At 68.3% G+C, this 25,102-nt stretch carries 25 protein-coding genes and 2 tRNA genes; 15 read left to right on the top strand and 12 right to left on the bottom strand.

The features are described from left to right. Window positions 1-146 precede the first annotated feature (146 nt). From EV137_RS37820 to EV137_RS37810, 3 genes are read right to left on the bottom strand one after another with little or no spacing between them, the layout of a single operon-like run. Window positions 147-1,472: an MGH1-like glycoside hydrolase domain-containing protein gene (locus tag EV137_RS37820; protein ID WP_134132958.1), complete on the bottom strand. Its 1,326-nt coding sequence runs from the start codon at window positions 1,470-1,472 to the stop codon at window positions 147-149. Next, a complete protein-coding gene (locus EV137_RS37815) occupies window positions 1,469-2,263 on the bottom strand; it encodes a sugar phosphate isomerase/epimerase family protein (protein WP_134132957.1) in 795 nt (264 codons plus the stop codon). The genes EV137_RS37820 and EV137_RS37815 overlap by 4 nt, the downstream gene beginning before the upstream one ends. Further along, window positions 2,263-3,288: a zinc-dependent alcohol dehydrogenase gene (locus EV137_RS37810; protein WP_134132955.1), complete on the bottom strand. Its 1,026-nt coding sequence runs from the start codon at window positions 3,286-3,288 to the stop codon at window positions 2,263-2,265. Before EV137_RS37810 ends, EV137_RS37815 begins: the two co-directional genes overlap by 1 nt. Window positions 3,289-3,404: 116 nt before the next feature. On the opposite strand from EV137_RS37810, the gene EV137_RS37805 reads away from it, so the two are divergent. From EV137_RS37805 to EV137_RS37775, 7 genes are read left to right on the top strand one after another with little or no spacing between them, the layout of a single operon-like run. After that, on the top strand, window positions 3,405-4,796 hold the full coding sequence (locus EV137_RS37805; protein ID WP_134132954.1) for an ABC transporter substrate-binding protein: 1,392 nt from the start codon (window positions 3,405-3,407) through the stop codon (window positions 4,794-4,796). A gap of 7 nt (window positions 4,797-4,803) precedes the next feature. Continuing rightward, on the top strand, window positions 4,804-5,784 hold the full coding sequence (locus EV137_RS37800; protein ID WP_134132953.1) for a carbohydrate ABC transporter permease: 981 nt from the start codon (window positions 4,804-4,806) through the stop codon (window positions 5,782-5,784). Then, a complete protein-coding gene (locus EV137_RS37795; protein ID WP_238175837.1) occupies window positions 5,781-6,644 on the top strand; it encodes a carbohydrate ABC transporter permease in 864 nt (287 codons plus the stop codon). Before EV137_RS37800 ends, EV137_RS37795 begins: the two co-directional genes overlap by 4 nt. Further along, window positions 6,625-7,803 carry an ROK family transcriptional regulator gene (locus tag EV137_RS37790; protein ID WP_202871332.1) on the top strand — a complete coding sequence of 393 codons (1,179 nt, stop codon included), beginning with the start codon at window positions 6,625-6,627 and terminating at the stop codon, window positions 7,801-7,803. The genes EV137_RS37795 and EV137_RS37790 overlap by 20 nt, the downstream gene beginning before the upstream one ends. Before the next feature lie 32 nt (window positions 7,804-7,835). Beyond that, entirely contained in the window at window positions 7,836-8,285 is a 450-nt protein-coding gene (locus EV137_RS37785) for a MarR family winged helix-turn-helix transcriptional regulator (RefSeq protein WP_134132951.1), read from the top strand. Between the two features lie 34 nt (window positions 8,286-8,319). Further along, window positions 8,320-9,651, top strand: a complete 1,332-nt coding sequence (locus EV137_RS37780) for an MFS transporter (protein ID WP_202871331.1) — start codon at window positions 8,320-8,322, stop codon at window positions 9,649-9,651. A gap of 12 nt (window positions 9,652-9,663) precedes the next feature. Next, window positions 9,664-10,242, top strand: coding sequence for an isochorismatase family protein (locus EV137_RS37775; RefSeq protein WP_134132950.1), 579 nt, complete (start codon window positions 9,664-9,666; stop codon window positions 10,240-10,242). Window positions 10,243-10,457: 215 nt separating this feature from the next. On the opposite strand, the gene EV137_RS37770 is transcribed toward EV137_RS37775, so the two are convergent. The 5 genes from EV137_RS37770 to EV137_RS37755 form a co-directional block, all read right to left on the bottom strand. After that, the gene (locus EV137_RS37770) at window positions 10,458-11,498 is read right to left on the bottom strand and encodes a ribonucleotide-diphosphate reductase subunit beta (RefSeq protein WP_238175836.1); all 1,041 of its coding nucleotides are present in this window, start codon (window positions 11,496-11,498) and stop codon (window positions 10,458-10,460) included. Further along, window positions 11,495-14,284 (bottom strand): ribonucleoside-diphosphate reductase subunit alpha, encoded by a 2,790-nt coding sequence (locus EV137_RS37765; protein WP_238175835.1) that lies wholly within the window; start codon window positions 14,282-14,284, stop codon window positions 11,495-11,497. The genes EV137_RS37770 and EV137_RS37765 overlap by 4 nt, the downstream gene beginning before the upstream one ends. A 20-nt stretch (window positions 14,285-14,304) precedes the next feature. Further along, a complete protein-coding gene (locus EV137_RS40910; protein WP_166680123.1) occupies window positions 14,305-14,454 on the bottom strand; it encodes a hypothetical protein in 150 nt (49 codons plus the stop codon). Window positions 14,455-14,590: 136 nt separating this feature from the next. After that, entirely contained in the window at window positions 14,591-15,172 is a 582-nt protein-coding gene (locus EV137_RS37760; protein ID WP_133788795.1) for a DinB family protein, read from the bottom strand. 69 nt (window positions 15,173-15,241) lie between these two features. Beyond that, entirely contained in the window at window positions 15,242-16,507 is a 1,266-nt protein-coding gene (locus tag EV137_RS37755) for a Fic family protein (RefSeq protein ID WP_238175832.1), read from the bottom strand. 88 nt (window positions 16,508-16,595) lie between these two features. Between EV137_RS37755 and EV137_RS37750 the strand changes: the two genes are divergently transcribed. Next, a complete protein-coding gene (locus tag EV137_RS37750; RefSeq protein ID WP_134132947.1) occupies window positions 16,596-17,420 on the top strand; it encodes a class I SAM-dependent methyltransferase in 825 nt (274 codons plus the stop codon). Next, the gene (locus EV137_RS37745) at window positions 17,417-18,043 is read left to right on the top strand and encodes a class I SAM-dependent methyltransferase (RefSeq protein ID WP_134132945.1); all 627 of its coding nucleotides are present in this window, start codon (window positions 17,417-17,419) and stop codon (window positions 18,041-18,043) included. Before EV137_RS37750 ends, EV137_RS37745 begins: the two co-directional genes overlap by 4 nt. Here EV137_RS37745 and EV137_RS37740 read toward each other — a convergent pair. The 3 genes from EV137_RS37740 to EV137_RS37730 are packed head-to-tail and all read right to left on the bottom strand — an operon-like array spanning window position 18,030 to window position 19,564. Further along, on the bottom strand, window positions 18,030-18,224 hold the full coding sequence (locus EV137_RS37740) for a hypothetical protein (RefSeq protein ID WP_134011098.1): 195 nt from the start codon (window positions 18,222-18,224) through the stop codon (window positions 18,030-18,032). The two genes, EV137_RS37745 and EV137_RS37740, sit on opposite strands and share 14 nt — an antisense overlap. A 9-nt stretch (window positions 18,225-18,233) precedes the next feature. Continuing rightward, the gene (locus EV137_RS37735; protein WP_134132944.1) at window positions 18,234-19,085 is read right to left on the bottom strand and encodes a 3-methyladenine DNA glycosylase; all 852 of its coding nucleotides are present in this window, start codon (window positions 19,083-19,085) and stop codon (window positions 18,234-18,236) included. Next, window positions 19,082-19,564: a GNAT family N-acetyltransferase gene (locus EV137_RS37730; RefSeq protein WP_134132942.1), complete on the bottom strand. Its 483-nt coding sequence runs from the start codon at window positions 19,562-19,564 to the stop codon at window positions 19,082-19,084. The genes EV137_RS37735 and EV137_RS37730 overlap by 4 nt, the downstream gene beginning before the upstream one ends. A 40-nt stretch (window positions 19,565-19,604) precedes the next feature. Here EV137_RS37730 and EV137_RS37725 point away from each other — a divergent pair, with 40 nt between their 5' ends. From EV137_RS37725 to EV137_RS37705, 5 genes are all read left to right on the top strand, one after another. Beyond that, window positions 19,605-20,393 carry a fumarylacetoacetate hydrolase family protein gene (locus EV137_RS37725; RefSeq protein ID WP_134132941.1) on the top strand — a complete coding sequence of 263 codons (789 nt, stop codon included), beginning with the start codon at window positions 19,605-19,607 and terminating at the stop codon, window positions 20,391-20,393. Further along, on the top strand, window positions 20,386-21,900 hold the full coding sequence (gene gltX / locus EV137_RS37720; protein ID WP_134132940.1) for a glutamate--tRNA ligase: 1,515 nt from the start codon (window positions 20,386-20,388) through the stop codon (window positions 21,898-21,900). Before EV137_RS37725 ends, gltX begins: the two co-directional genes overlap by 8 nt. Further along, entirely contained in the window at window positions 21,900-22,811 is a 912-nt protein-coding gene (locus EV137_RS37715) for a CPBP family intramembrane glutamic endopeptidase (protein ID WP_134132938.1), read from the top strand. The genes gltX and EV137_RS37715 overlap by 1 nt, the downstream gene beginning before the upstream one ends. 117 nt (window positions 22,812-22,928) lie before the next feature. Then, window positions 22,929-23,000: transfer RNA gene (locus EV137_RS37710), tRNA-Gln, on the top strand. A 78-nt stretch (window positions 23,001-23,078) separates the two neighbouring features. Further along, window positions 23,079-23,154, top strand: a tRNA-Glu gene (locus EV137_RS37705). 91 nt (window positions 23,155-23,245) lie between these two features. On the opposite strand, the gene EV137_RS37700 is transcribed toward EV137_RS37705, so the two are convergent. Then, the gene (locus EV137_RS37700) at window positions 23,246-24,247 is read right to left on the bottom strand and encodes a pyridoxamine 5'-phosphate oxidase family protein (protein WP_202871329.1); all 1,002 of its coding nucleotides are present in this window, start codon (window positions 24,245-24,247) and stop codon (window positions 23,246-23,248) included. 144 nt (window positions 24,248-24,391) lie between these two features. On the opposite strand from EV137_RS37700, the gene EV137_RS37695 reads away from it, so the two are divergent. Beyond that, window positions 24,392-25,102 carry a hemerythrin domain-containing protein gene (locus EV137_RS37695; protein WP_134132936.1) on the top strand — a complete coding sequence of 237 codons (711 nt, stop codon included), beginning with the start codon at window positions 24,392-24,394 and terminating at the stop codon, window positions 25,100-25,102.

Raw genomic sequence — 25,102 nt, 5'->3', positions numbered from 1 at the left:
GAGTGCATCCAGCAGGTCAAGCGCGAGTGGTCGAAGGTCATGGGCGGGTGGGAGGGAGGCCCGGGCTAGAGGGGCGGAGGTCAGGGGCGAGAGGGGCGGAGGTCAAGGGCGAGAGGGGCGGAGGTCAGGGGCGAGAGGGGCGGAGGTCAAGGGCGAGAGGGGCGGAGCAGGTCGAGGGCGAGGGCTGCGGTCCAGGAGAAGTCGCGGGCGCCGCGGGCCTCGCCGGTGAAGGGCTCGACGTACTCGGCGAAGCCGGTCGATCCCGCAAGCTCGAGTACGTCGGCCCGCAACGCGTCGGCCAGCTCTTCCGCCTGGTGCTCGCCTCGCTGAACCAGGCCGCGATGCAACAGCCACGCGGTGTTGAACCAGCTCGGGCCGCGCCAGTAGCGTCCGGGCTCGAACGCCGGCCCGGTCAGGTCGTAGCTCGGCACCATCCGCACCTCGCCCAACCGGAACTTCGGTCCCCGCGCAGTCGCCAGCAACTCCTTCGCCTGCGGCAACTCCGGCACGATCAACGGCACCAGCCCCGCCACCGTGTCGACCTCGACAAGCCGCCCCGCTGCCTGCTCACCCGCCGTTGTCTGCTCATCTTCCGCTCTCGGCTGGCCTGCGCGCAGGTCGCGGGGGCGGAAGATGCCGTCGTGGAACAGGGTGGTCAGGGCGGATGTCAACTCGGCGGCCGCGGTGACATGGCGGCTGGGGTCGAGAGACAGAGCCTCCGCGATGGAGGCCAGCGCATGCTCGGAGGCGATGAGCAGGGCGTTGAAACAGGGGTCCTCGAGGGCGAAGGTGAACGGTGTCCGCGCGTCGTCGTACCCGTGGTCCCGGTACGTCGCCGCGAGCTGGACGTAGCGTCCGTAGTCGAGGTCCGTCGGCCGGTCGTCGTCGCTGGCATGGTCGGTGTCCCTGCGGGTGAACGAATGCAACGGCGCCGGCTCGACCCGCGCGAGCGCCTCGTCCCAGGCCGGACTGTTGTCCATGCCCGATTCCCACGGATGCACCACTGCGACCAGTCCGCGCCCACCGAGATCGCGGCGCTCGCGCAGATAGGTGTGCCAGGCAACGAGCTTCGGATACATCCTGGCCAGGAAGCCCCGGCGGATCGACTCGGCCTCGTCGGCCTGATGGGTCAGCCAGACCGCGAGCGCATGAACCGGCGGCTGGACGATCCCGGAGCTCTCCACCCCGCCTCGCGTCGTCGCCTGCCAGAAGTCGGGCCCGGGAAAGTACGCGTCCCGCGGGACGCTGGGGGAGAAGCTGATGTGCGGGATCCGCCCGTCCTGCCACTGCGCGCCGAACAGGGACTCCAGCTCGACCTGGGCACGGCGGGGCGAGAGGTGCCGTAGGCCGATCGCGATGAACGCCGAGTCCCAGCTCCAGTGATGCGGATACAGGGAGTGCGACGGCACGGTCGACCGGCCGGTCCAGTTCCCCAACAGCACGCGCTCCGCCGCGCGCCGCAGCTCGCTCACACGTACCGCCTGACGACAGCGGGGATCGAGCGGACCGCCTCGACCGGGTCACCACTCAACCGGCACTCGACGGCCAGGTACCGGTCGTAGCCCACCGCATCCAGCGCGCCGAGGAACGCGGCCCAGTCGAGATGCCCCGCGCCCGGCTGCAGCCGGTTCGAGTCGCTCAGCTGCACATGGCCGACGTACGCCGCGAACTCGGTGATCGCGGCGGACGGGTCGGCTTCCTCGATGTTCATGTGATAGCTGTCGATGCCGATCCGCACCGCGTCCAGCCCGACCTCCTGGATCAGTCCAGCGGCCTGCTCGAGCCGGTTGACCATGTGGTCCTCGTACCGATTGAGCGGCTCCAGGAACAGCTCGACGCCCTCGGACGCCGCGTGCTCACCCAGCTGACGGAGTCCGTCGAGCAGCACCTCACGGTCGCCGGCCTCGTCCCGCGGCGGCTCGAACGGCGGTAGCCGCCGGGAGAACATCCCGTAGGACGCCGGGGTCTGTGCGCCGATCCCGCCGAGCTCCGCGATCACCGACAACTGCGACTTCATCTGCGCCACCGCGTCGGCCCGCTGATCGGCGTCGAACGCGCCGAAGAAGTGCAGCATGTCGACGCAGACCGTCGGCATCACGACACCGTCCGCCTTGGCCTGCCGGAGCTCCGGCAAGCGGTCGCGGAACGACAGGTCACCCTTGCCGCGCAGCTCGATACCCTCGTAGCCGGCGGCAACCGCGAAGTCCCACTTCTCCTGCAGGCTCTCGCCCGGCAGCAGTTGCTCTTGGCAAATGATCTTCATCAGAACTCCAGCAGCACTTGCAGGGCGTCGCCGGGACGCGTGTCGAGCAGGGTGTAGGCGTCCGCGGCGTCGTCGACCGGGACGCGGTGACTGATCAGCGGCCGCACGTCGACCTGACCGCTGCCGATCAGACCGAGGAACGTCGTCTGCAGCCGATCGACCGACCAGCGTCCGGTCAGCTCCGGCGGCACCCCGCCGATCTGCGAGCTGACCAGTTGCACGCGGTTGTGGTGGAACTCCTCGCCGAGCCGTAGCGCGTCGCCGCCACCTTGGTAGAAGCCCGAGGCAACCACCCGCCCGCCGACCGTCACGGACCGGATCGCTTCGTGCAGCGCGGCGTACACGCCGGACAGCTCGATCGCCGTGTCCGCGCCGGCCGGACTCAGCTCGCGGATCCGCTCGGCCGCCGCCCCGGGCGCCAGCGACTCGACCGCTCCGAAGCGCACCGACTCCTCGCGTCGCGCGGGAACCGCATCGACGGTGACGACGCGCGCACCGCTCAGCACCGCGAGCCGGGTGGCCAGCAAGCCGATCACGCCTTGACCGTAGATCGCGACAAGTTCGCCGAGCGAGATCCCGGCGGCCAGGATCGCGTTGAAGGCGATCGCTCCGACCCGCGCGAACGCGGCCGCGGCCAGGTCGACGCCGTCGGGCAGTTGGTGCCCGGCCAGCTTCTCGGCCGGCAGCACGGCCTCGCTGCGGTGACCCCAGATGCCCCACACCTGGTCGCCCAGCGCGAGGCCGGTCACGTCGTCCGCGACCTCGGTGACCTCGCCGGACTCGGAGTACCCCCAGCCGACGACCGGGAACGCGATCCCCGCGGTCGATTCGCGGAACAGCCGGGCGTCCGGGTCCCAGCTGCGCGTCAGGTACGGATTCGTGCCGCGGTACGCCGTCAGCTCGGTGCCGGCGGAGATACCGGAGAACGCCGTCCGCACACGGACGTGGCCCGGCGGCAGCGGTGGCGGATCGAAGTCGACGACCTCGGCGACGCGGGGAGCGGAGAACTGGACGACACGGGCCACAGGGCACCTCCGGCACTGGCGAACGGAACGAGACCAACAAATCATCCGGACTTAGGTCTTGTCAAAACGCATAAGTCCTGATGTTATGCCTCGTGATCGTCCATCGAGGAGGACGCATGGCACGTCTGACCAAGGTGCTCGGCACCTTGTGCGCGCTGGTGCTCGCCGCAGGGTTGCTGACGTCGTGCGGCGACGAGTCCGCCGGCGGCAACCCGCGCAGCATCACCGTGTGGTCGCTGGAGAACGTCTCCGACCGGCTCGAGACCACACGACAGATCCTGAAGAAGTTCACCGCCGAGACCGGCATCGAGGTGAAGCTCGTCGGGGTCGACGAGCCGCAGCTCAGCCAGCTGGTGATGTCGGCGGCCGCGGCCGGCAAGCTGCCCGACGTGATCGGCGCGGTCCCGCTGGCCGCGATGCAGCAGCTGTCGAGCAACGGCCTGCTCAACCCCGACGTCGCGAACCAGGCGGTCGAGGATCTCGGCAGTTCCACGTTCAACCCGCGGGCGCTCGAGCTCACCAGGGACGGTGGCCGGCAACTCGCCGTACCGTCGGACGGCTGGACTCAGCTGCTCTACTACCGCAAGGACCTGTTCGCGGCCGCCGGGCTGCCCGCGCCGACGACGTACGCTGCCATCGAGCAGGCGGCCCGGACGCTGAACAAGGGCGGTGTCGAGGGCATCTCGCTGGCCACCGACCCCGCGGACCCGTTCACGCAGCAGAGTTTCGAGCACCTCGCGCTGGCGAACGGCTGCCAGCTCGTGGACCCGCAGGGCAAGGTGACGCTCGACAGCCGGCCGTGCAAGGACGCGTTCCGCTTCTACGGTGACCTGGCGACCAAGTACTCCGCCTCAGGGACGCAGACGGTCGACTCGACGCGTGCGACGTACTTCGCGGGGCAGTCCGCCATGGTGGTCTGGTCGTCGTTCCTGCTCGACGAGCTCGCCGGCCTGCGCGACGACGCACTGCCCAGTTGCGAGCAGTGCAAGGCGGACAAGCAGTGGCTCTCGCGCAACACCGGTGTCGTCACCGCCGTACAGGGGCCGGACGGCAAGCAGCCGGCGCAGTTCGGTGAACTCACTGGCTGGACCGTCACGAAGACCGCGAAGGCGGACGCTTCGCGACAGTTCGTCGAGTACATGCTGAACGAGGGCTACAACCAGTGGATCGGGATGGCTGCCGAAGGCAAGTTCCCGGTCCGGCACGGGACCGCCGCCGAGCCGGAAGCGTTCGACCAGGCGTGGGACAAGGCCGACATCGGCGTCGACGCGCGCAAGCCGCTGGCCGCGCTGTACCCTGCGCCGCTCATCACCGACCTGCGCGAGGGGGTCGGCAAGATGCAGCGCTGGGGGATCACCGAAGGACAGGGAGCCCTGGTCGGCGCGACGCTCGGCGAGCTGCCGGTGCCGAAGGCGATCAGCGCCCTGGCGAGCGGGCAGGTGACGGCCGACGAGGCCGCGAAACAGGCGACCGACGACATCGTCGCGATCCAGGACACGTTGGGATGAGGGCCTGATGACAACACTGACCGAGCGGCCGCCGGCGACCGAGCCGGAACGCCGTACCAGGCCTCGCACCGCCCGCCGCGAAGAGAACCGGACAGGGCTCGCGCTGGTCTCGCCGACCTTCGTCATCGTGCTGGTCGTCGTGGTGCTGCCGATCCTCTGGACCATCGTGCTGGCGTTCCAGAGCGTCCGGCTCGTCGACATCCAGAGCCAGGGCCTGTGGGGCCACTGGACCCTGCGCAACCTCGAACGTGTTTTCAGCTCGCCGGGCTTCTGGTCGTCACTGTGGACCACGGTCGTCTACACGATCGGCTCCACCCTCGGCTCGATCCTGGTCGGCCTGGTCGCAGCGCTCGCACTGCGCCGGCCGTTCCGCGGCCGTGCCCTGATCCGCGGCGCCATGCTGCTGCCGTACGTCGCACCGGTCGTGGCCGTCGCGTTCGTCTGGCAGGTCCTGCTCAGCCCGGACCTCGGCGTGGTCAACCACTGGGGCATGAACATCTTCGGCTGGGACCGCCCGATCGCCTTCCTGACGCAACGCTCGTACGACGTTCTCGGCGTACCGGTGCCGATGGCGCTGTTCACCGTGATCGCCTTCGAGACCTGGCGGTACTTCCCGTTCGCCTTCCTGTTCCTGCTGGCCCGGCTGCAGGCGGTCCCAGTGGTGCTCGAGGAGGCGGCCGTCGTGGACGGGACCACGCCGTGGCAGCGGTTCCGGTTCGTCCTGCTGCCGCAGCTGATGCCGGTGATCGCGCTGCTGTCGGTGCTGCGGTTCATCATGACGTTCAACAAGTTCGACGACGTGTACCTGCTGACCGGCGGCGGCGCCGGGACCGACGTGGTCGCGGTCCGGGTCTACCGGTTCCTGACCGCGCGGTTCGATGTCGGACTGGCGTCCGCGCAGGCCGTCGTACTCGCGGCAGTGCTGATCGTGCTGCTCGGTCTGTACTTCCGGTTCTGGGGCCGGCGCGCACAGGAGGAGGAGTCGTGAGGGCGGCGTTCCAGGAGAAGTTCTTCGGCGTGATGCGCTGGGTGGTGATCGCTGTCCTGGTGGTGGCGACGCTCTTCCCCTTCTACTACATGCTGTTGCTGTCGGTGAAGCCGATCGACAACCTGCTGCTGGACCCGGGCCGGATCTGGGTGTCGGTCAGCGAGTTCACCGTGGACTCGTACCGGCAGGTGCTCACCTCGGTCGAGGACGGCGGCCAGGGCTTCCTCACCATGCTGCGGAACTCCGCCCTGGTGTCGATCGGAGCCGTCGTCCTGACGCTGCTGGTCGCCATCCCGGGCGCGTACGCCGTGAGCCGCCTGAGGTTCACCGGGCGGCGCGAGGTGAGCGCGCTCTTCCTCGGCGTGTACCTGTTCCCGGCGACGCTGCTCGCCGTACCGCTGTTCGTGATGTTCGCCAAGGCCGGGCTGCAGGGCAGCCTCGTCGGACTGGTGATCGTGTACATCGCGCAGACCGTGCCGGTCGCGATCTACATGCTCCGCAACTACTTCGCGACCGTGCCGGTGAGTGTCGAGGAGGCCGCCGCGCTGGACGGGTGCTCGCGGCTGTCGATCATCCGGCGGATCGTGCTGCCGCTGGCCGCTCCGTCGGTGATGGCCACCGGGCTGTACGTTTTCATGATCGCGTGGAACGAGTTCCTGTTCGCACTGCTGTTCCTGGCGGCCGAGCCGACACACTGGACGGTCTCGCTCGGGCTGCAGCAACTGTCGAACGGGGTCGAGGTGCCGAAGACCGTGCTGATGGCAGGCTCGGTCGTGTTGACTCTGCCGGTGGTGCTCATGTTCTACGCGGCGGAGCGCATGCTGACGGAGGGATTGACCAGTGGGGCCGATAAGAGCTGATCTCACGACGTCGGGGTACCTGCTGGAGCTCGTTCGCACCGGCCGGGCGCTGACCCGTGGCGAGTTGCAGGAGCTCACCGGCCTCTCCCGGTCGACGCTGGGCCAGCGTCTCGACGGCCTGCTGAAGAACGGCTGGCTGGTGGAAGCGGGGTCGACCGCTTCCACCGGCGGGCGGCCGCCGGTGGTCCTGCGGTTCGACGAGCAGCATGCCTGCGTGCTGACCGCCGACCTGGACACCCGGCACGCGCGGGCCGCGCTGATGGATCTCGGCGGCGCCGTGCTGGCCGAGCAGTCCGGCGACCTCGTCATCGCGGACGGTCCGGGAGTCGTCCTCGACACGCTGGCGGACTGGTTCGACGCGTTGCTCGCCGCGGCTGGGCGGTCGGCGGCGGAGCTGGCGGGAATCGGGGTGTCGGTGCCCGGTCCGGTCGAGTTCGACACCGGGCTGGTGATCCGGCCGCCGATCATGCCGGGCTGGGACGAGTACCCGATCCGCGATCACCTCCGCCGCCGGTTCGACGTACCGGTGCTGGTCGACAACGACGCGAACGCGATGGCGCTCGGGGAGCAGACCGCCGAGTACCCGGACTGCCCGGCGTTCGTGCTGGTCAAGGTGTCGACCGGGATCGGGTCCGGGGTCGTGATCGACGGGCAGGTGTTCCGTGGGATCGACGGCGGGGCCGGCGACATCGGGCACATCCGGGTCCGGGACGCCGGTGACGCGAAGTGCCAGTGCGGCTCGATCGGCTGCCTGGCGGCGGTCGCGAGCGGCGGCGCGATCGCCGCGGCGCTCACCGAGCTGGGCGTGGCCGCGCGCTCGGGCGCCGACGTCCGGGCGTTGCTGCAGGCCGGGCAGCCGGACGCGTTGCGGCTCGCCCGCGAGGCCGGCCGCCGGGTGGGGGAGGTGCTCGCGACCGTGGTGAGCGTCCTCAATCCGGGGGTGCTGATGATCGCGGGCGACCTGGCCCACACGGACTTCGTGGCCGGCGTCAACGAGGTCCTCTATCAGGTGACGCTGCCCCGGGCCACCCGTCATCTGGGCGTCACGACCGGCCGGCTCGCCGACCGCGCCGCCCTCGACGGCATGGCACGCCTGGTCGTCAACGAGGTCTTCTCGTCGACCGCCGTCGACGCCCGGTTGGCGACCCTCCAGAGATAGTCAGTCTGGACTGAACAGTTTATACTGTTCATATGGCTGGTGTATCAGAGTCTGCCGTCCAGGCCGCGAGTCAGGTGCGGGTGGTGTTCGGCCGTGTGAAACGGCGGTTGAAGGCGCTTGCGGACACCGACGACCTGACGCCGTCGCAGTCGTCCGTGCTGAGTCGGTTGGACAAGGAGGGACCGGCGTCGGCCAGCGAGCTCGCGGCGGCCGAGCGGGTGCGGCCGCAGTCGATGGCCGCGATTCTCGCCGGACTGCGCGAGGCGGAGTTGATCGAGCGCAACCCGGATCCGGAGGACGGTCGCCGCCAGGTGGTCTCACTGACCACAGTCGGCCGGAATCGTCTGCAGGGCGATCGCAAGGTCCGGCAGGAGTGGCTGGCGGAGACGCTCCAGGAGCACTGCACCGAGTCCGAGCGACAGACGATCATCAAGGCGCTCGCCTTGCTGGACCACGCGATCGAGGCGGCGACCGACCGTTGACCGGTTCTCATCGCACGTCCACGGCGGCCTCGAGGTGACGCCGCCGGAACGCTTCGATCGGCGGCTGATCGCACCGATGCTCGTCGGGTCGATCCTGAACCCGATCAACTCGTCGATGCTCGCGGTCGCGCTGATCCCGATCGGCGCCGCATTCGGCGTACCGCCGTCGCAGACCGCATGGCTGGTCACCGGCCTGTACCTGGCCACCGCGGTCGGTCAGCCCGTGATGGGCCGGCTCGTCGACCTGTTCGGGCCGCGACCGCTCTACCTGATCGCCACCTCGCTCGTCGGCGTGGCCGGTCTGCTCGGTGCGCTGGCCCCCAACCTCGGCGTACTCGTCGCATCGCGTGTCCTCCTCGGCCTCGGTACGTCGGCGGCGTACCCGGCGTCGATGTCCTTGATCCGCAGCGAGGCCGACCGGACCGGGATGGACACGCCCGCCGCCATCCTCAGCAGTCTGTCGATCGCGAACCAGGTGATCGCGGTGATCGGCCCGACGCTGGGCGGCCTCCTGATCGGCCTCGGCGGCTGGCATCTGATCTTCACGATCAACGTCCCGCTGTCCGTGATCTGCGTGGTCCTCGGCTCGCTCTGGCTGCCGCGCCGCGCACGTTCGCGGGGTGCCGGCGGACTGGACTACGTGGGCATCGTGCTGTTCACCGGCACTTTGGTCTCACTGATGTTCTTCCTCATGCAGCCGCGGGTCTCGCACTGGTACCTGGTGGTGCTCGCGGTCGCCCTTGGCGTGGCGTTCGTGATCGCGCAGTTGCGGGTGGTGGAGCCATTCATCGATCTGCGTGTACTGGGTGGCAACCGGCCGCTGATCATGACCTACACCCGCCAGGTGCTCGCGTATGTCGGCGCCTACTCGTTCCTCTACGGCTTCACCCAGTGGCTGGAGGAGGCCCGCGGGCTCGGTGCGTCCGCGGCCGGTCTGCTCCTGTTGCCGCTGTCGCTCGCGGCGGTTGTGATCACCGCGCTGACCGGCCGGCGGGCAGCGATCCGCGGCAAACTCGTTGCCGGAGGCCTCTTTTTGCTGCTGGCCGCGGCCGCGCAGTTGTTCGTCGGCACGAGCACGCCGATCTGGGTCCTCGCCCTCGTCGGCGTGATCGCCGGCGTACCACAAGGCCTCAACAACCTCGCCAACCAGACCGCCCTGTACCAGCAGGCCGATCCGGCCCGCATCGGCTCATCCGCGGGCCTGCTACGAACCTGCGTGTACGTCGGCGCTCTCATCTCGGCCGCGGCGAACGCCCACTTCTTCCAGTACGGCGCAACTACGGCCGGACTGCACGACCTGGCGATCTTCCTGCTCGTCGTCGCTGGCCTGCTCCTCCTGGTCACCTTCCTCGACCTACCCGAATAGAGAGGTTCAACTGTGCCTGTCACCACCCTTGACCCGAAGACCGCCCTCGTCGTCATCGACCTGCAGAACGCCGTCGCCCTACTGCCCGGTGCGCCGCATTCCACCGCGGACGTGATCGGCAAGACCGTCGAGCTCGCCGACGCCTTCCGTAAGCACGACCTGCCGGTTGTCCTCGTCCGCGTCAGCTTCGCCGCCGACGGTGGCGATCGGCTGCCCGGCCGGACTGAGCAGCCGGCCCGCTCAGGTGGAGGGACGCCGCCGGCCGGGGCGGACCAGATCGTCGACCAGCTGGCCGGTAACGCCGAGGACATCGTCGTGACGAAACGCAACTGGGGTGCGTTCCACGGCACCGACCTCGATGTGCAGTTGCGCCGTCGCGGCATCACGCAGATTGTGCTGACCGGCGTGGCCACCAGTATCGGCGTGGAGTCGACCGCGCGAGCGGCGTACGAGCACGGCTACCACGTCACCCTCGCCACCGACGCGATGACCGACCTGTCCGCCTCCGCGCACGAGAACTCACTGAACTGGATCTTCCCGCGACTGGGAGAGACCGGCTCGACGGCGGAGATCCTCGCACTGCTCGGATGAGCCCGGTTAGATTTCGGCGGCCAATCGCAACCCCGATCCACGACTCGCGGTCCCGGGGCCGAGCCAAACGACACGCCTCGGCGCGATCGTCCGGACAAGGCTTGGCGTTCCACGCAACCGGCGCAATATCCTCCCCGAGTCAGCTGCTCGGCGGGCGGTGCGTTGGCGGGAGGCCCGCGGGGCGGCGAGTTGCGCCGCGGGCCTCCCGGATCGGGTCAGTCCCAGCTGAGGCCGCTGGAGGACTGGTACTCGATGACGCGGGTTTCGAAGAAGTTCTTCTCCTTCTTCAGGTCCATCACCTCTGACATCCATCCGAAGGGGTTCCGCGTTTCACCGAAAATCGGTTCGATACCAATTTGTTCTGCTCTGCGGTCCGTGACGAAGTGCATGTACTGCTCGCAGAGGTCCGCGGTCAGGCCGAGCATGCCGTTGGGCATCGTGGCGCGGCCGTAGGCGACTTCGAGCTCGCACGCCTCGGTCAGCATCTGCCGGACCTCGGCCTGGAACGCCGTCGTCCACAGGTGCGGGTTCTCCTGCTTGATCTGGTTGATGCAGTCGATCCCGAAGTTCAGGTGGATCGACTCGTCGCGCAGGATGTACTGGTACTGCTCGGCGATCCCGACCATCTTGTTCCGCCGGCCGAGCGACAGGATCTGCGCGAACCCGGTGTAGAACCACATCCCCTCGAACACCACGTAGAACGCGATCAGGTCGCGCAGGAATGCGGTGTCCGCTTCCGGCGTACCAGTGCGGAAATCCGGGTCCTCCAAGTGTTGCGTGTACTTCAGGGCCCACGCGTCCTTGTCGGAGATCGACGGCACCTCGCGGTACATGTTGAACAGCTCGCCCTCGTCGAGACCGAGCGACGTGCAGATGTACTGGAAGGTGTGCGTGTGCACCGCCTCCTCGAACGCCTGGCGGAGCAGGTACTGCCTGCACTCGGGGTTGCTCAGCTGGCGGTAGACGGCCAGCACGATGTTGTTCGCGACCAGGGACTCCGCGGTGGCGAAGAACCCGAGGTTCCGCTTCAGCATCAAGCGCTCGTCGTCGGTCAGACCATCACGTGACTTCCACAGCGAGATATCGGCTTGCATCGAGACCTCGGTGGGCATCCAGTGGTTGTTGCACGCGGCAAGGTATTTCTCCCAAGCCCACGTGTACTTCAAGGGCAGCAGCTGGTTCACGTCCGCGCGCGAGTTGATCATCGCCTTGTCGGCGACCTCGACGCGGGCGGCCCCGATCGAAATGGCGCTCACTGGCAGGCCTCGCAGTCAGGGTCGTCGATCGAGCAGACCGCTCCGGTAGGTTCAGGGACGGATACGGGTACGGCGTTGAGCCGGCCGTCGGTGCCCTTCAGCGTGGATTTCTCGACATGGGTCGCTGACTGGGAACGCAGGTAATAAGTCGTTTTGAGGCCATAACGCCAAGCTGACCGGTAAAGCTCGTCGAGCGCCCGGCCGGACGGCTTCGCCATGTAGAGGTTCAGCGACTGCGCCTGGTCGATCCACTTCTGCCGCCGCGACGCCGCCTTCACCAGCCAGAGCGGGTCGATCTCGAACGCCGTCGCGTACAGCTCGCGCAGATCGGCCGGGATCCGCTCGATCCCCGCGACGACGCCGTCGTGATACTTCAGGTCCGACACCATCACCTGGTCCCACAGCCCGCGTGCCTTCAGATCGGCGACGAGGTACGGGTTGGCGACGGTGAACTCGCCTGACATGTTCGACTTCACGAACAGGTTGCTGTACGTCGGCTCGATCGACTGACTCACGCCGCAGATGTTGGAGATCGTCGCGGTCGGCGCGATCGCCATCACGTTGGAGTTCCGCATGCCGTCACGCAGGACCTTCGCGCGCAGACCGTCCCAGTCGAGCCGGGTGTCGCGGTCGATGATCACGTCACCGTCGCGCGCCGTGTGCAGCAGGTCGAGCGAGTCGATCGGCAGGATCCCGAGGCTCCACAGCGATCCGTCGTACGACGAGTACCGGCCGCGCTCGGCCGCGAGCTCACTGGACGCCTCGATCGCGTGGTAGCTGATCTGCTCCATCGAGCGGTCCGCGAACTCGACCGCGGCGTCGGACGCGTACGGGATCCGCAATGTGAACAACGCGTCGGCGAATCCCATCAGGCCGAGGCCGACCGGGCGGTGCCGCTGGTTGGCGCGCTCCGATTCCGGGGTGGTGTAGAAGTTCACGTCGATCACGTTGTCGAGCATCCGCACCGCGGTCTTCACGGTGTCGCGGAGCAGGTCGGCATCCAGACCGTCCTCGGTCAGATGGGCGACCAGGTTGACCGAGCCGAGGTTGCAGACCGCGGTCTCGTCGACGGTCGTGTTCAGCGTGATCTCGGTGCACAGGTTCGACGAGTGGACGACGCCGTCGTGCTGCTGCGGCGAGCGCAGGTTGCAGGCGTCCTTGAACGTGATCCACGGGTGCCCGGTCTCGAACAATACGGTCAGCATCCGCCGCCACAGGTCAACGGCCTTGACCCGCTTGAACACCCGGATCTCCCCGCGATCCGCAGCCACCTCGTACCGCGCGTACGCCTCGGCGAACGCAGCGCCGTACAGATCGTGCAGATCCGGCACCTCGTCGGGGGAGAACAAGGTCCACTCCCCACCGGCCTCGACCCGCTGCAGAAACAGATCCGGCACCCAGTTCGCGGTGTTCATGTCATGCGTACGCCGCCGCTCGTCGCCGGTGTTCTTCCGCAGATCAAGAAACTCCTCGACGTCAATGTGCCACGTCTCGAGATACGCACAGACTGCGCCCTTCCTTTTTCCACCCTGATTCACAGCTACGGCGGTGTCGTTGGCGATTTTGAGGAAGGGGACTACGCCCTGGGACTCGCCGTTGGTGCCGCGGATGTGGGCGCCGATGCCGCGGACCGGGGTCCAGTCGTTGCCGAGGCCGCCGGAGTACTTCGCGAGCAGGGCGTTGTTGCGGATGCCGGTGAAGATGCCGGACAGGTCGTCCTCGACCGTGGTCAGGAAGCACGACGACAGCTGCGGCCGGGTGGTGCCGGAGTTGAACAGCGTCGGCGTCGACGACATGAAGCGGAACGAGCTGAGCAGTTCGTAGAACTCGATCGCCCGCGCCTCGCGGTCGTCCTCGCGCAGGGCCATTCCCATCGCGACCCGGAGGAAGAACGCCTGCGGCAACTCGTACCGCACCTTGGCGAGGTGCAGCAGGTACCGGTCGTAGAGCGTCTGCAGGCTGAGGAACGTGAAGTTCAGATCGGCCTCGGGCTTGATCGCCGCGGCGAGCCGGTCGAGATCGAAGCGGCCGAGCTCGGGGTCGAGCTGCCCGGCCTCGATGCCGAGCTGGATGTAGCGCGGGAAGTAGTCGACGTACGCCGTGGTCATGTCGGCCTGACTCGCCTGACGCGGCTCGCCGTGGACGCGACCCAGCGTCTCGCGACGGATCTGGTCCAGCAGCAGGCGGGACGCGGCGAAGCTGTACTGCGGCTCGGTCTCGACGTACGACCGCGCGGCCATCGCCATCGCGAGCTCGACCTCGTGCTGCGCGATGCCGTCGTAGCAGGCGCCGAGGGTCTCGTTCAGGATCAGCTCGGGGTCGACTGCGTCGAGTCCGGAGGCGGCTTCGGCGACGATCACCCGGAGCCGGTCGACGTCGAGCGGGGACCGGCTGCCGTCGGCGGCGCGGACGGTCAGCGCCGGCTTCTCGGTGACGCCGGCCGGATCGGCGGGCGTGCGGGCCTTGGTCCGCTCCTCGCGGTACAGCACGTAGGCGCGGGCGACCTGGTGCTCGCCGGCGCGCATCAGCGCCAGCTCGACCTGGTCCTGGATGTCCTCGACCTGCACGCTGCGACGAGTGTCGCCGCGGCTGGTCAACGCGGCGACGACCCGGCCGGTCAGGTCGGCGACCAGGTCGCGGACCCGGTGCGTGGCGCCGGCCTCGGAGCCCTCGACAGCGAGGAAGGCCTTGGTCATGGCGACGGAGATCTTGGTGGCGTCGAACGGCGTACTGGTGCCGTCCCTGCGGATGACGGTGAGCTCCGTTCGGAGATCTGCCGTTGCCACAGATGATGAGGAAGCAATGGTCACAGGTGTGCGCTCCAGAAGAGTTCGGAGATCCGGGACCGCGCGAGCAGGCGTACGACGGGACCGGCGGCACCGGCCGGGAACACTGCCGTCACGCCCTGCGACCCACCCGCGAGATCTCGGACCGCGTGCACCGGCGGTACACGCACCGGTGGCAGGCGCCCACAACATGTTGTGGTGCTGATCGCTCCAACCCACCAGTGGTAGTGATGCTAGGCGGATCGATCTAGATCTTGTGGTAGCGCCACGCCGCGTGTCGCACATCTTGTGGTCCTCGCCCTCGAATCATGCGGCGACCGCGTAGAGATCCTGGAGCGTCATGATCTCCGAGCCGTGATGGATCAGCTCGCGATTCAGCCGCAGGACGACGTGGCCGAACGGCTCGGCGGCATCCAGTTCGTTGGCCTGGCTCAGGCCGATCGTCATCGCGGCGTCCTCGTCCAGGCCGGCGATCGCGTCCTGCCAGGCCTCGACCCAGTAGGTCAGCCAGGCGACCGCGTCCCGGGCGTTGCCGTGCAGCGTGATGTCGGCCCGTCCCTGCCGGCTCTCGCCGAACGTCCACTCCCAGCGCTCGAAGAACATCTCGGTCAGATGCGCGATCAGCCAGGCGATCGTCCGCGGTCCGCGATGGTCCGGTTCGTCCGGCCACTGCGCGACCCACTCGCCGGATCCGAGTGGCCGGAATCGCCCGGTGTAGTGCCGCCGTACGACGGTGAGCGCCTCACTGCTGGGCCGCCAGAAGTACTGCTCGTCGGTCAACTGGGCGAGCCGCCCGGACAGCACCATCCAGCTGAAGCCGAGCTGGCCGCGGACCATCGCCATCGCCGACGGCCGGTGCAGGATGTCCCAGTCGAACGCCTCCGGCATCACAACTCCCCTGTACGATCGAACATGTGTTCGAATTCTTGCTCGATCGCGACCGGAAAGTCAAACCCCCTAGCGTGTCGGTTCTGGCCTCGCGGGGACCGGTCTGCTAGGCGCCTGGATCCGCGTGTCGGCGGCCGGACTCGCGAAGCGACGCTCCAGCAAGGTGAAGGCGTCGATCAGTTCGGGCGCCTCGTAGACGCGGTTCCGGCGCCCGTCGGTGATCTCGCGAAGGATGCCTGTCTCGACCAGCCGGGCGAGACCCTGGTTCGCGGCCTGCTGGGATCGGTCGATGAGCTGGGCCGCGGCCGCGAGGGTCAGGACCGGTGCGGCGGGCAGTGCCTCGATCAGGAGTTCGGCCGCGGAGCCGGCGCGGACCGGCGCCGCGCGTTCGCGCCATTCGGCCTTGAGGTCTGCGGCACTTCGCTCGAAGCGCGCGGCTTCGGCGGTCGCGTGCGTGCAGGCCTTCGCGAACATCCGCAGCCACGGGTTCGCGGCCGCGCGGGCCTTTGCGGTCGTCGCGCGCCCGACGTACCGGAAGGCGGTCAGTGTCTCGACGTACTCCGCGGCGTGGGTCGCGAGTGCGAGCGAGACCGGTGGCACGGTGCGCGTGATCAGACCGTCGGCGCGCAGGATCAAGTGGATCAGCGCGCGCCCGGTCCGGCCGTTGCCGTCCGCGAACGGGTGGATGGTCTCGAACTGCGCGTGCGCGATCGCCGTCTTCGCCAGCACCGGCAGCCCGGACTCGCGGACGAATGTCATCAGGTCCGCGAGCAGTTCGGGGATCAGTTGCGCCGGCGGCGGCACGTAGTACGCCTCGGCGGGGGAGCGGCCGCCGATCCAGTTCTGCAGGTAGCGGATCTCGCCGCCGTACTCCGGATGCGGCGACTGCGCCATCAACCGGCGATGCGCCTCGAGCAGATGGTCGACCTCGAGCTTCTCCCCGGCCTGGACGGACTCGGTCACCCACGTCATCGCGTCGACCGCGCCGAGCACTTCCTCGGCGGTCACGTCGCTGGTGCGATCCCGCAGTACGTCGGCCTTCAGCAACCTGCGTGCGCCGACGACGAGTCCCTCGATGTGCGACGACCCGACCGCTTCGGCGCGCAGCAGCAATCGCGCCAGTGCCTCGCTGTTCGTCAGGACGGCGGCTGTCGCGTCCAGACGGGCCAGATCGCCGGCGGCGTCCTCGAGCACTGCGAGCACGTCGTCGGACAGGTCGAACTCACGCCCGACCAGCGGGTCGGGGAAATACAGCTCGTACGACCCGCCCAGGCGCTCCGCCCGGGTGAACCCGTCGGGGTGCCCGGGCCAGCGGTGCAACTCAACCCTCGCCATACCCTTATTCAAGCTTATCCACAAACCTTGAACAAGGTCTGTGGAGAAACAACCTGCATTGAACCCGGCGATGGGGAGACTGCTGGTTGTGACTCTGGACGCTGAGACGCAGCAGATGGTGGCCGCAAACCAGGCCGACTGGAACGCACGGGCGCCGCTGCACGCGGCGAGCGAGTTCTACGACCGGCCCGCGGAGTTCTGGTTCGCCGACTACGAGTGGAAGGATCTCGGTCCGCTCGACGGTCGCGACGTACTGCATCTGCAGTGTCACCTGGGGACCGAGACGATCGAGTTCGCGCGGCGGGGTGCGCGGACCAGCGGACTCGACCTGTCCGAGAAGTCGCTGGCGGCCGCACGGTGGATCGCAGCCGAGGCGGGCGTCGAGGTCGACTACGTGCACGCCAATGTGTACGACGCCTTGGACGCGGTCGACGGACGGCGGTTCGACATCGTCTACACCGGCAAGGGCGCGCTCTGTTACCTGCCCGAGCTGAAGCAGTGGGCTGACGTCGTTCGCGACCTGCTCAAGCCAGGCGGCGTCCTTTACATCGTCGAGTTCCACCCGCTGCTCAACGCGCTCCGTGAGGTCTCCCTGCCCGGCGAGTCCGACGACCTGGTTCTTCGCGCCGACTACCTAGAGGGCCGCGGGCCCATCGCTCGCGACTCCACCGTCACCTACACGGGCGACGAAGTCCCCGGCCGCCAGACCAGCTACGAGTGGCGCCACGGCCTCGGCGAGATCGTCACCACCCTCGCGGGCGCCGGCTTCCAGATCACTACACTGCGCGAATCCGAAGTACTCCCGTGGCCTCGCTGGCCATCGATGCAGCAGACCCCCGAGGGCTGGTGGCGTCTCCCGGACACCGCGCCTCGTATCCCACTTCTCTTCGCCCTGAAGGTCACGAAGCCATGAGCCGCGCAGAACGCGAGCAGGACCTCATCACCTACTACTCCAACGAGATCCAGGCTCGCGTCGAGCGTGACCTCCCCGAGCCGCGTATCGCCCGGCGTACGGCGTACCTCGAACAACTTCGCGCCGAAGGCCGCGACACGGTCCTCGAACTCGGCTGCGGTCCCGGTCGCGACGGAGAAGCGATCGCGGCGGCCGGATTCAGCTACACCGGCGTGGATCTGTCGCCGGCCGGCGTCGACGCCTGCCGCGAGCTCGGCCTGCGCGCGGAGGTCGCCTCGGTCGTCGACCTGCCGTTCGACGACGCGACGTTCGATGCCGGCTGGACGATGAGCACGTTGCTGCACGTCGCCGACGAAGATCTCGACCAAGCGCTGCAGGAGATCATCCGGGTACTGCGCCCAGGAGCACCGCTGGCCGTCGGACTCTGGGGTGACGTCAGCGCACACGAACACGTCTGGGAGGACGGCAAGGGCTACGGTCCCGGCCGGTTCTTCAGCATCCGCAGCGACGAGGGACTGCGCGAGGTCCTCGGCCGGTACGGCGCGGTGGAGGAGTGGATGACCTGGGACGACGACCGCGTCTTGCACTACCAGTGGGCAGTGCTGCGAGTCAGCGCTTCCTAGGCCCGCGGATCGCGACGTACAGCAGGGAGACGCCGAAGGCTGCGGTGATTGGGCCGATGGTGGCCCAGAGGGTGCTGCCGGTCATGGAGCTGCCTTTGAGGTAGCCGAGGCCCTGCAGTGTCCAGACGCCGCCGGTCGCGATGAGGAGCGCGGCGAAGGCAATGGCGACGATCTTTCCCATGCAGGGAGGTTAGCGGAGCAGCTCGTCGCAGAGGGCGATCAGCTTCGCGCGGAGTGGGCGGGCGCGGTCGGCGAAGGCGCGTTGGGCGGCGGTGTACTCCGCTTTGCCTTCAGGGGTTTCGATCCGCACGGGGGAGTAGCCGAGGGGAGCCAGGTCGTACGGCGATGCGCGCATGTCGAGGGTGCGGATGTCACGGGCGAGCTCGAAGCACTCCAGGAGCAGTGAGCTGGGCGTGAACGGCATCAGCTTGGTCGCCCATTTGTAGAGGTCCATGTTCGCGTGCAGGCAGCCGCCTTGTTCCAACGCAGGCTGGGATTCGCGGTCGGGCTGGAGTGTGTTCAGGGGCCGAGCAGGAGTGGTGAAGAAGCGGAACGCGTCGAAGTGCGAACAGCTGATCTTGTGCGACTCCACGACCTGATCGGTGCCCTCGGCACCTAGCCGGAGCGGCCAAGCGGCATGCCGTACGTCGGGAGTCCGGTAGGCCATCGCCCACTCGTGCAGGCCGAAGCACCCGAACTGGGGCTGTCGATCGAGTGTCGACACGAGCAGCCGGCGGATCCACGTGATGCTGTCCGCGCGGCGTGCGATCTCGGCCGGATCGAGTGCGGCAGTCCCGTCGACGACGACGTACCCGCGCCGATCGCCGTACGAAGCAGCGTCTTCCAGGCGGATCCCAGGGCCCGGGTGCCAGACGCGGAGCTGGTTCGGCCGCGTCGGGTAGTAGGTGAAGAGGAAGTCCTCGACCGGATGCGCTTCCCGGCGGCGCCGCCGTTCCAGGTGGTCCGCCAGCAGTACGTCGACGCGCGCGGCGTGATCCTCGGCGTACGACGACCACTCCGCAAAGGGCAGCGTGACGCTCATAGGTCCAGGGCGAACGCGTACAGATCGACGCCCGGGATGGGGGACCAGTCACGTTCAGGCAGGCGGACGAACCCGAGGCGCTCGTAGATGCGGTGCGCTGTGGTCATGTAGACGGCGCTGCTCATGACGATTCGCCGCTGACCGAGCTCACGCGTTCGCGAGATGCAGCGCTCGGTCAGCGCGGTCCCGATCCCCAGGCCCCGCGCGCGGCCCGCGACGCCGAGCATCCGGAACTCGCCCTCGTCGTCCCGCCCGATCTCGCGGTAGACCGAGCCGACAGGACAGTAGGTAACAGTGCCAAGCAGACCGGAAGCGTCCGCCGCGACCCACAGCTCCGCCTTCGCGGCGCGATCGGCGGCTGCACGGAGCGTCATCGCGTACTCACCACGAACGAAACCGTCGTGCGAGTACGCCTCCACGGTCAGCTCGCCCACAGCGTCGTACTCCGCCGGAACGGCCGGCCGGATCTCAACAGTCACCGCATAACTGTCTCATCCCACGCCCCGGTAGGCTCGGCCCGTGCGTATCGCCAGATTCTCCGTGGACGACGAGCCGAAGTACGGCGTCGTCGAGACCGACGACCCCGAAGGCCTCGCCGGTACTGTCAACGTCCTCGACTCCGACCCCCTCTACCGGTCGGCGCAGTTCACCGGGGAAAAGCTGCAGCTCGCGGACGTCCGCCTGCTCGCGCCGGTCATCCCGCGCAGCAAGGTGGTCTGTGTCGGCCGCAACTACGCGGCGCATGCCGCGGAGCTCGGCAACGACGTACCGGAACAACCGCTGATCTTCCTGAAGCCGAACACCAGCGTGATCGGCCCGCGGGACGGCATCGTCTACCCGGAGCAGACAGGAGACCTGCACTTCGAGGGCGAGCTCGCGATCGTGATCGGCCGGATCTGCCGGGATCTGCCCAAGGAGCGGGTCAACGAGGTGATCTTCGGCTACACGATCGCGAACGACGTGACCGCGCGCGACCTGCAGAAGAGCGACGGGCAGTGGGCGCGGGCCAAGGGCTTCGACACGTTCTGCCCGCTCGGTCCGTGGATCAGCACCGAGCTCGACGTGTCCGACCTGCGGGTCAGCACCGAGCTGAACGGTGAGCCCAAGCAGGACGGGCGCACCTCCCAGTTCATCTTCGACATCCCCGAGGTGCTGGCCTACATCACCTCCTTCACCACGCTGCTGCCCGGTGACGTGGTGCTGACCGGCACCCCGGCCGGCGTCGGCCCGATGCTGCCCGGTGACGAGGTCTCGGTCAGCATCGAAGGAATCGGAACCCTGACGAACAAGGTGATCGTGCGTGACTGACGCCGTACTGGGCGATCTGGAACCGAGTGCCGTCAGGGTCCGATTCCCACCGTCCCCGACCGGCATGCTGACCGTCGGCAACATCCGCAGTGCGCTGTTCAACTGGGCCTTCGCCCGGCACTTCGGCGGCACGCTGGTGCTCCGCATCGAGGACACCGACACCTCCCGGAACACCGAGGAGGGCTACCGGTACACGTACGACGCGCTGCGCTGGCTCGGCCTGAACTGGGACGAGGGCCCCGAGGCCGGCGGCGACTTCGGTCCGTACCTGCAGTCCGAGCGGATGGACATCTACGCCGACGTCGTCGCGAAGCTGATGGCCGCCGGCAAGGCGTACCACTGCTACTGCTCGCAGGAGGAGCTCGACCAGCGCCGCGAAGAGGCCCGCACGGCCGGCCAGCACAGCGGGTACGACGGTCACTGCCGCAACCTCTCGCCCGAGCAGGTCCAGGCGTACGTCGACGAAGGCCGGCGGCCCGTGGTGCGACTGCGGATGCCGGACCGCCCGATCGTGTTCGACGACCTGGTCCGCGGCGAGATCACGTTCCTTCCGGAGAACCTCGGCGACTACGTCCTGGTCCGGGCGAACGGCTACCCGCTCTACCCGCTGGTGAATCCGGTCGACGACGCGCTGATGGAGATCACCCACATCCTCCGCGGTGAGGACCTGCTGCCGTCGACGCCGCGGCAGATCGCGCTGTACGAGGCGCTGGCGGAGATCGGCGTCGGCAGCGGCCGGACGCCGCGCTTCGGGCATCTGCCGATGGTGATGGGCGAGGGCAACAAGCGGCTGTCCAAGCGGGACAAGGGATCCGGGCTGACGGAGTACGTCGAGCGCGGGTTCCTGCCCGAGGGGCTGCTGAACTACCTGGCGCTGCTGGGCTGGTCGATCGCCGAAGACCGTGACGTGTTCACGATGGCGGAGATGGTCGAGGCGTTCGACATCCGCAAGGTGAACTCGAACGCGGCCCGCTTCGACCCGAAGAAGTGCGAGGCGATCAACGCCGCGCACATGCGGCTGCTCCCGCAGGAGGAGTTCGCGCAGCGGATGATCCCGTTCCTGGCCACGGCCGGCGTGCTTGCGGAGCAGCCGTCCGAGGAGCAGCTCGCGGTATTGCGGGCCGCCGTACCGCTCGTGCAGGAGCGGATGAACACGCTGTCGGAGTCCGACGAGATGCTCGGGTTCCTGTTCGTCGACGAGGACGCGTTCAGGGTCGATCCGGACGCCGCCGCGAAGGTGCTGACCGGTGACGCGCACGCAGTACTGGACGCGGCCGCGAAGGCGCTGGCCGACCTGGGCGACACCGAGTGGGCCACCGAGGCGATCGAGGCCGCGCTGCGGGCGTCGTTGATCGACGGGCTCGGGCTGAAGCCGAAGAACGCGTTCGGCCCGGTCCGGGTGGCGATTTCCGGTCGCCGGATCTCGCCGCCGCTGTTCGAGTCACTGGAACTGCTCGGGCGGGAGAAGTCCCTGCACCGGCTCGAGCGCGCTCGCCGTACGACGTGATGAGCAAGCAGACCACGCCGTACCAGCGGCTGCTCGACAACGACATCACGCCACGCGCGTTCGTCGTACTGGGTTCGCTCACGATCCTGGTCGGCTGGATGATCGCCGGGGTCGTGATCCAGGGTGTGCAACTCGCGATCCACAAGGACGCCGAGGGGACGCTGTCCTGGTTCGGGTTGCTGGGCGTCAACCTGACCCTGATCTCCTTGATCCCGCTGTCGGTGCTGGTCGCCCGGGGCCTGAACAAGCAGACTCCGGGCCTGCTGTCGTCGGTGGTCGGCCGGCTGCGGTGGCGGCCGCTGGCCTGGTTCGCGCTGGTCTCGGTCGGGCTCGAGCTGGTCGCGTTCACGATCATCCAGGTCGGCAACGTCCCGCTCGCCACCGGTGAACGCCACGGTGGCGGTGTGGCGCCGGACGCGATCGCGGTCATCGCGATCACGCTGCTGACCTCGCCGATCCAGGCCGCGGGGGAGGAGTACTTCTTCCGCGGGTACCTGCTGCAGGCCGTCGGGTCGTTCGTGCGGAGCTCGCTGGTGGTCGTGATCGTCACCGGAGTGCTGTTCACCGCGGCGCACGGGATCTGGCCGTGGCAGAGCCCGGCGCTCTTCGTCGACCGGCTCGCGTTCGGTCTGGTCGCCGGGCTGCTCGTCATCCGGACCGGCGGTCTGGAGGCCGGCATCGCGTCGCATGCGGCGAACAACGTGGTGACGTTCGTGTTCGCGGCGCTGACCGACACCGTCGGGGCGAGCTTCGGCGTGAAGGACGCGCCCTGGCCGCTGGTGACGATCGACGTGGTGAAGTTCGTGGCGTTCGGCGCGATCGCGTGGTGGATGTCCGGGCGGATGAAGCTGGCCGACAGCTCCGAGTTGCCGTTGACCGCGCTGCCGGTCGCCGGCCCGGGACGGGTGTGACGGGAGTGACAACCCGCTGCGAGGGGCCCGTTTTGCTGTCCGGTCCCTGCCTCGGGTAAGCTCTCCGAGCCGGGTTGATGAGGGCGGAAACAAACTCTCGACCCAGTGAAATGCCTTTGGGGTATGGGGTAATTGGCAGCCCGTCTGATTCTGGTTCAGTTAGTCTAGGTTCGAGTCCTAGTACCCCAGCGGATTGGACCGCACCGGTGAAAATCGGTACAGTTCAACCTCGTTGCCCGGGCCATCAGGTCCGGATGACACACCTCTGGCCCCGTTGTGTAGCGGCCTAGCACGCCGCCCTCTCAAGGCGGTAGCGCGGGTTCGAATCCCGTCGGGGCTACCAGAGAAACAGCCTCCCATCCAGTCGGACGGGAGGCTGTTGTCATTCCGGACGGTCGTCAACGGCTGTCATTGTCGACGGTCATTGACGACTGTCATTCAGGACGGCGGACGACCGGTACCGGCTGGTGTCTGCGAGCGGCCTCGTGAGCAAGTCGGGGCGTCAACTTCCGGCCGCTGGACACGAATCTCCGCAGCTGGCTGAAGCGGCCGGTCGGAAGGCTGAAGTCTGCCAGCGCACGGTCGACCCGGACATGGACGCCGCCAGCAGCCGGGGTCGCAGTGCCGACGAATGCGGCGTTCTCCTGGCCGGTGAAGACTTCCGGATGGTCGTGGAACGTCAGACAGGCCCGACCGGCGGCCGCAGTGCCGAGCGCACCGGTCCGGACCACGAAGCCGTCGTCCACCCGCTCGACTCCCAGCGATCGCAGCGGCAGTGGCCAGCCTTCCGCGTCGCGGACGGTCAGTACCGGGTGGCCGAGTCGCATCGCGCGATCGGCCCCCGGCCGCCAGTCGGCCGGTGGTGCGGCCCACGGCGGCGGTGCGGCACCCTCGGGCGCCGGATCCGACGGCGGTGCGGTTACGTCTGCGGGGGCGTCCCAGCGGAGCGGCTCGGCGTCGAGCTGACCGGCAGGCCACCACAGGATCTTCAGCGGCGTGATCTCGATCCACAGCCGGCCCCAGTACCACTGCTGCCGCCGTACCAAGAACCACGGCTGCCCGGTCACTGTCTGCGGCAGCTTCTCCAGCACGCGACGCACGTACAGATCCGTGTTGGCCTGCAGGTCGGCGTCTCGAACCGTCGCCAACCCCCGGACCAGAACAACCGGTGTATCACTCAGGCCGGAACCGGTCGGATCGGAGAACAGCAGAGCGACGCGCGGGTCACGCCGGGCACGCTCCGCCTTGGCCGGATACGTGAGCCCGGTGCTGACGTCGACGGTCGTCGCGCCCGGGTCGTAGTACGGCGTGAGCGGCCAGGTGATCGGTGCGCCCGAACGGGTGAGCGACGCGTACTCGCAGGTGATGGCACGTTCGAAGAGCGGCAGCACCTCCGCGGGCCAGCGCGAGACCGACGGTGCGGACACGGTGTTCATCGACAATTCCTCCCCTTGGGTCCTTGGAAGGATCATCCGCGCGGTCGCTTGGGTTCGGCTTGGGGTCCGCTTCAGGTTCGGCCCCAAGCGCCTTCCAAGCGAGCTGGGAGACGGTAGGCGCAGCTCGAGAGGAAGGAACCGCTGATGAGCACAGCGACCGTCGATCAGTTGATGCTGCCGGGACAGGCGGCCGCACCGCCCGGACCGGTGGACCTGACCGCCATGTACGTCATGCACCACGGGTTCCGTCGCGACCTCGCCGCCTTCAAGACCGCCGTCATCCGCACGCCGGTGGAGGACCGCGGCACCTGGCGGGCACTCGCCACGCGATGGGGCAGGTTCTGCGAGATCCTGCACAAGCACCACACCGGCGAGGACGCCGGCTTGTGGCCGCTCCTGATGGCCAAGGCGGACGCCGACAGCCGGGCGACGCTGGAGGCGATGGAGGATGAGCATGCCGAGATCGACCCCCTCCTGACGTCGTGTACGGCGGGATTCGAGCGACTGGCGGCGTACGCCGACGTCGACGCGCGGGATGCGTTGGAGGTGCGTGTGGTCGCCTTGGGGGAACTCCTGGCGCGACACCTGGCGCACGAGGAGCGCGACGCCATGGTCCTGGTCCAGCGCTATCTGGTCGACGCCGACTGGCATCGGCTGGAGACGGAGCAGTTCAAGCCCGCCTACGGCCCGCGCGACCTGCCGTTCATCGCCTCGTGGGCCCTGTACGGGTTGCCGGCCGAACACTTCGGGCGGGTTCGCGACTCCATGGCGGGGCGTCCGATGGAACTGGTGTGGCGGCTCTTCTGGCGGCGCCCGTTCGAGCGCCGGGAACGCGCGGCGTTCCGCTACGCCTGA

It is taken from the genome of Kribbella pratensis, from assembly GCF_004366075.1.
In the GTDB taxonomy this organism is placed as follows: domain Bacteria; phylum Actinomycetota; class Actinomycetes; order Propionibacteriales; family Kribbellaceae; genus Kribbella; species Kribbella pratensis.
The sequence above is the reverse complement of the archived record's forward strand: the minus strand, read 5'-3'. Positions and strand labels throughout refer to the sequence as shown.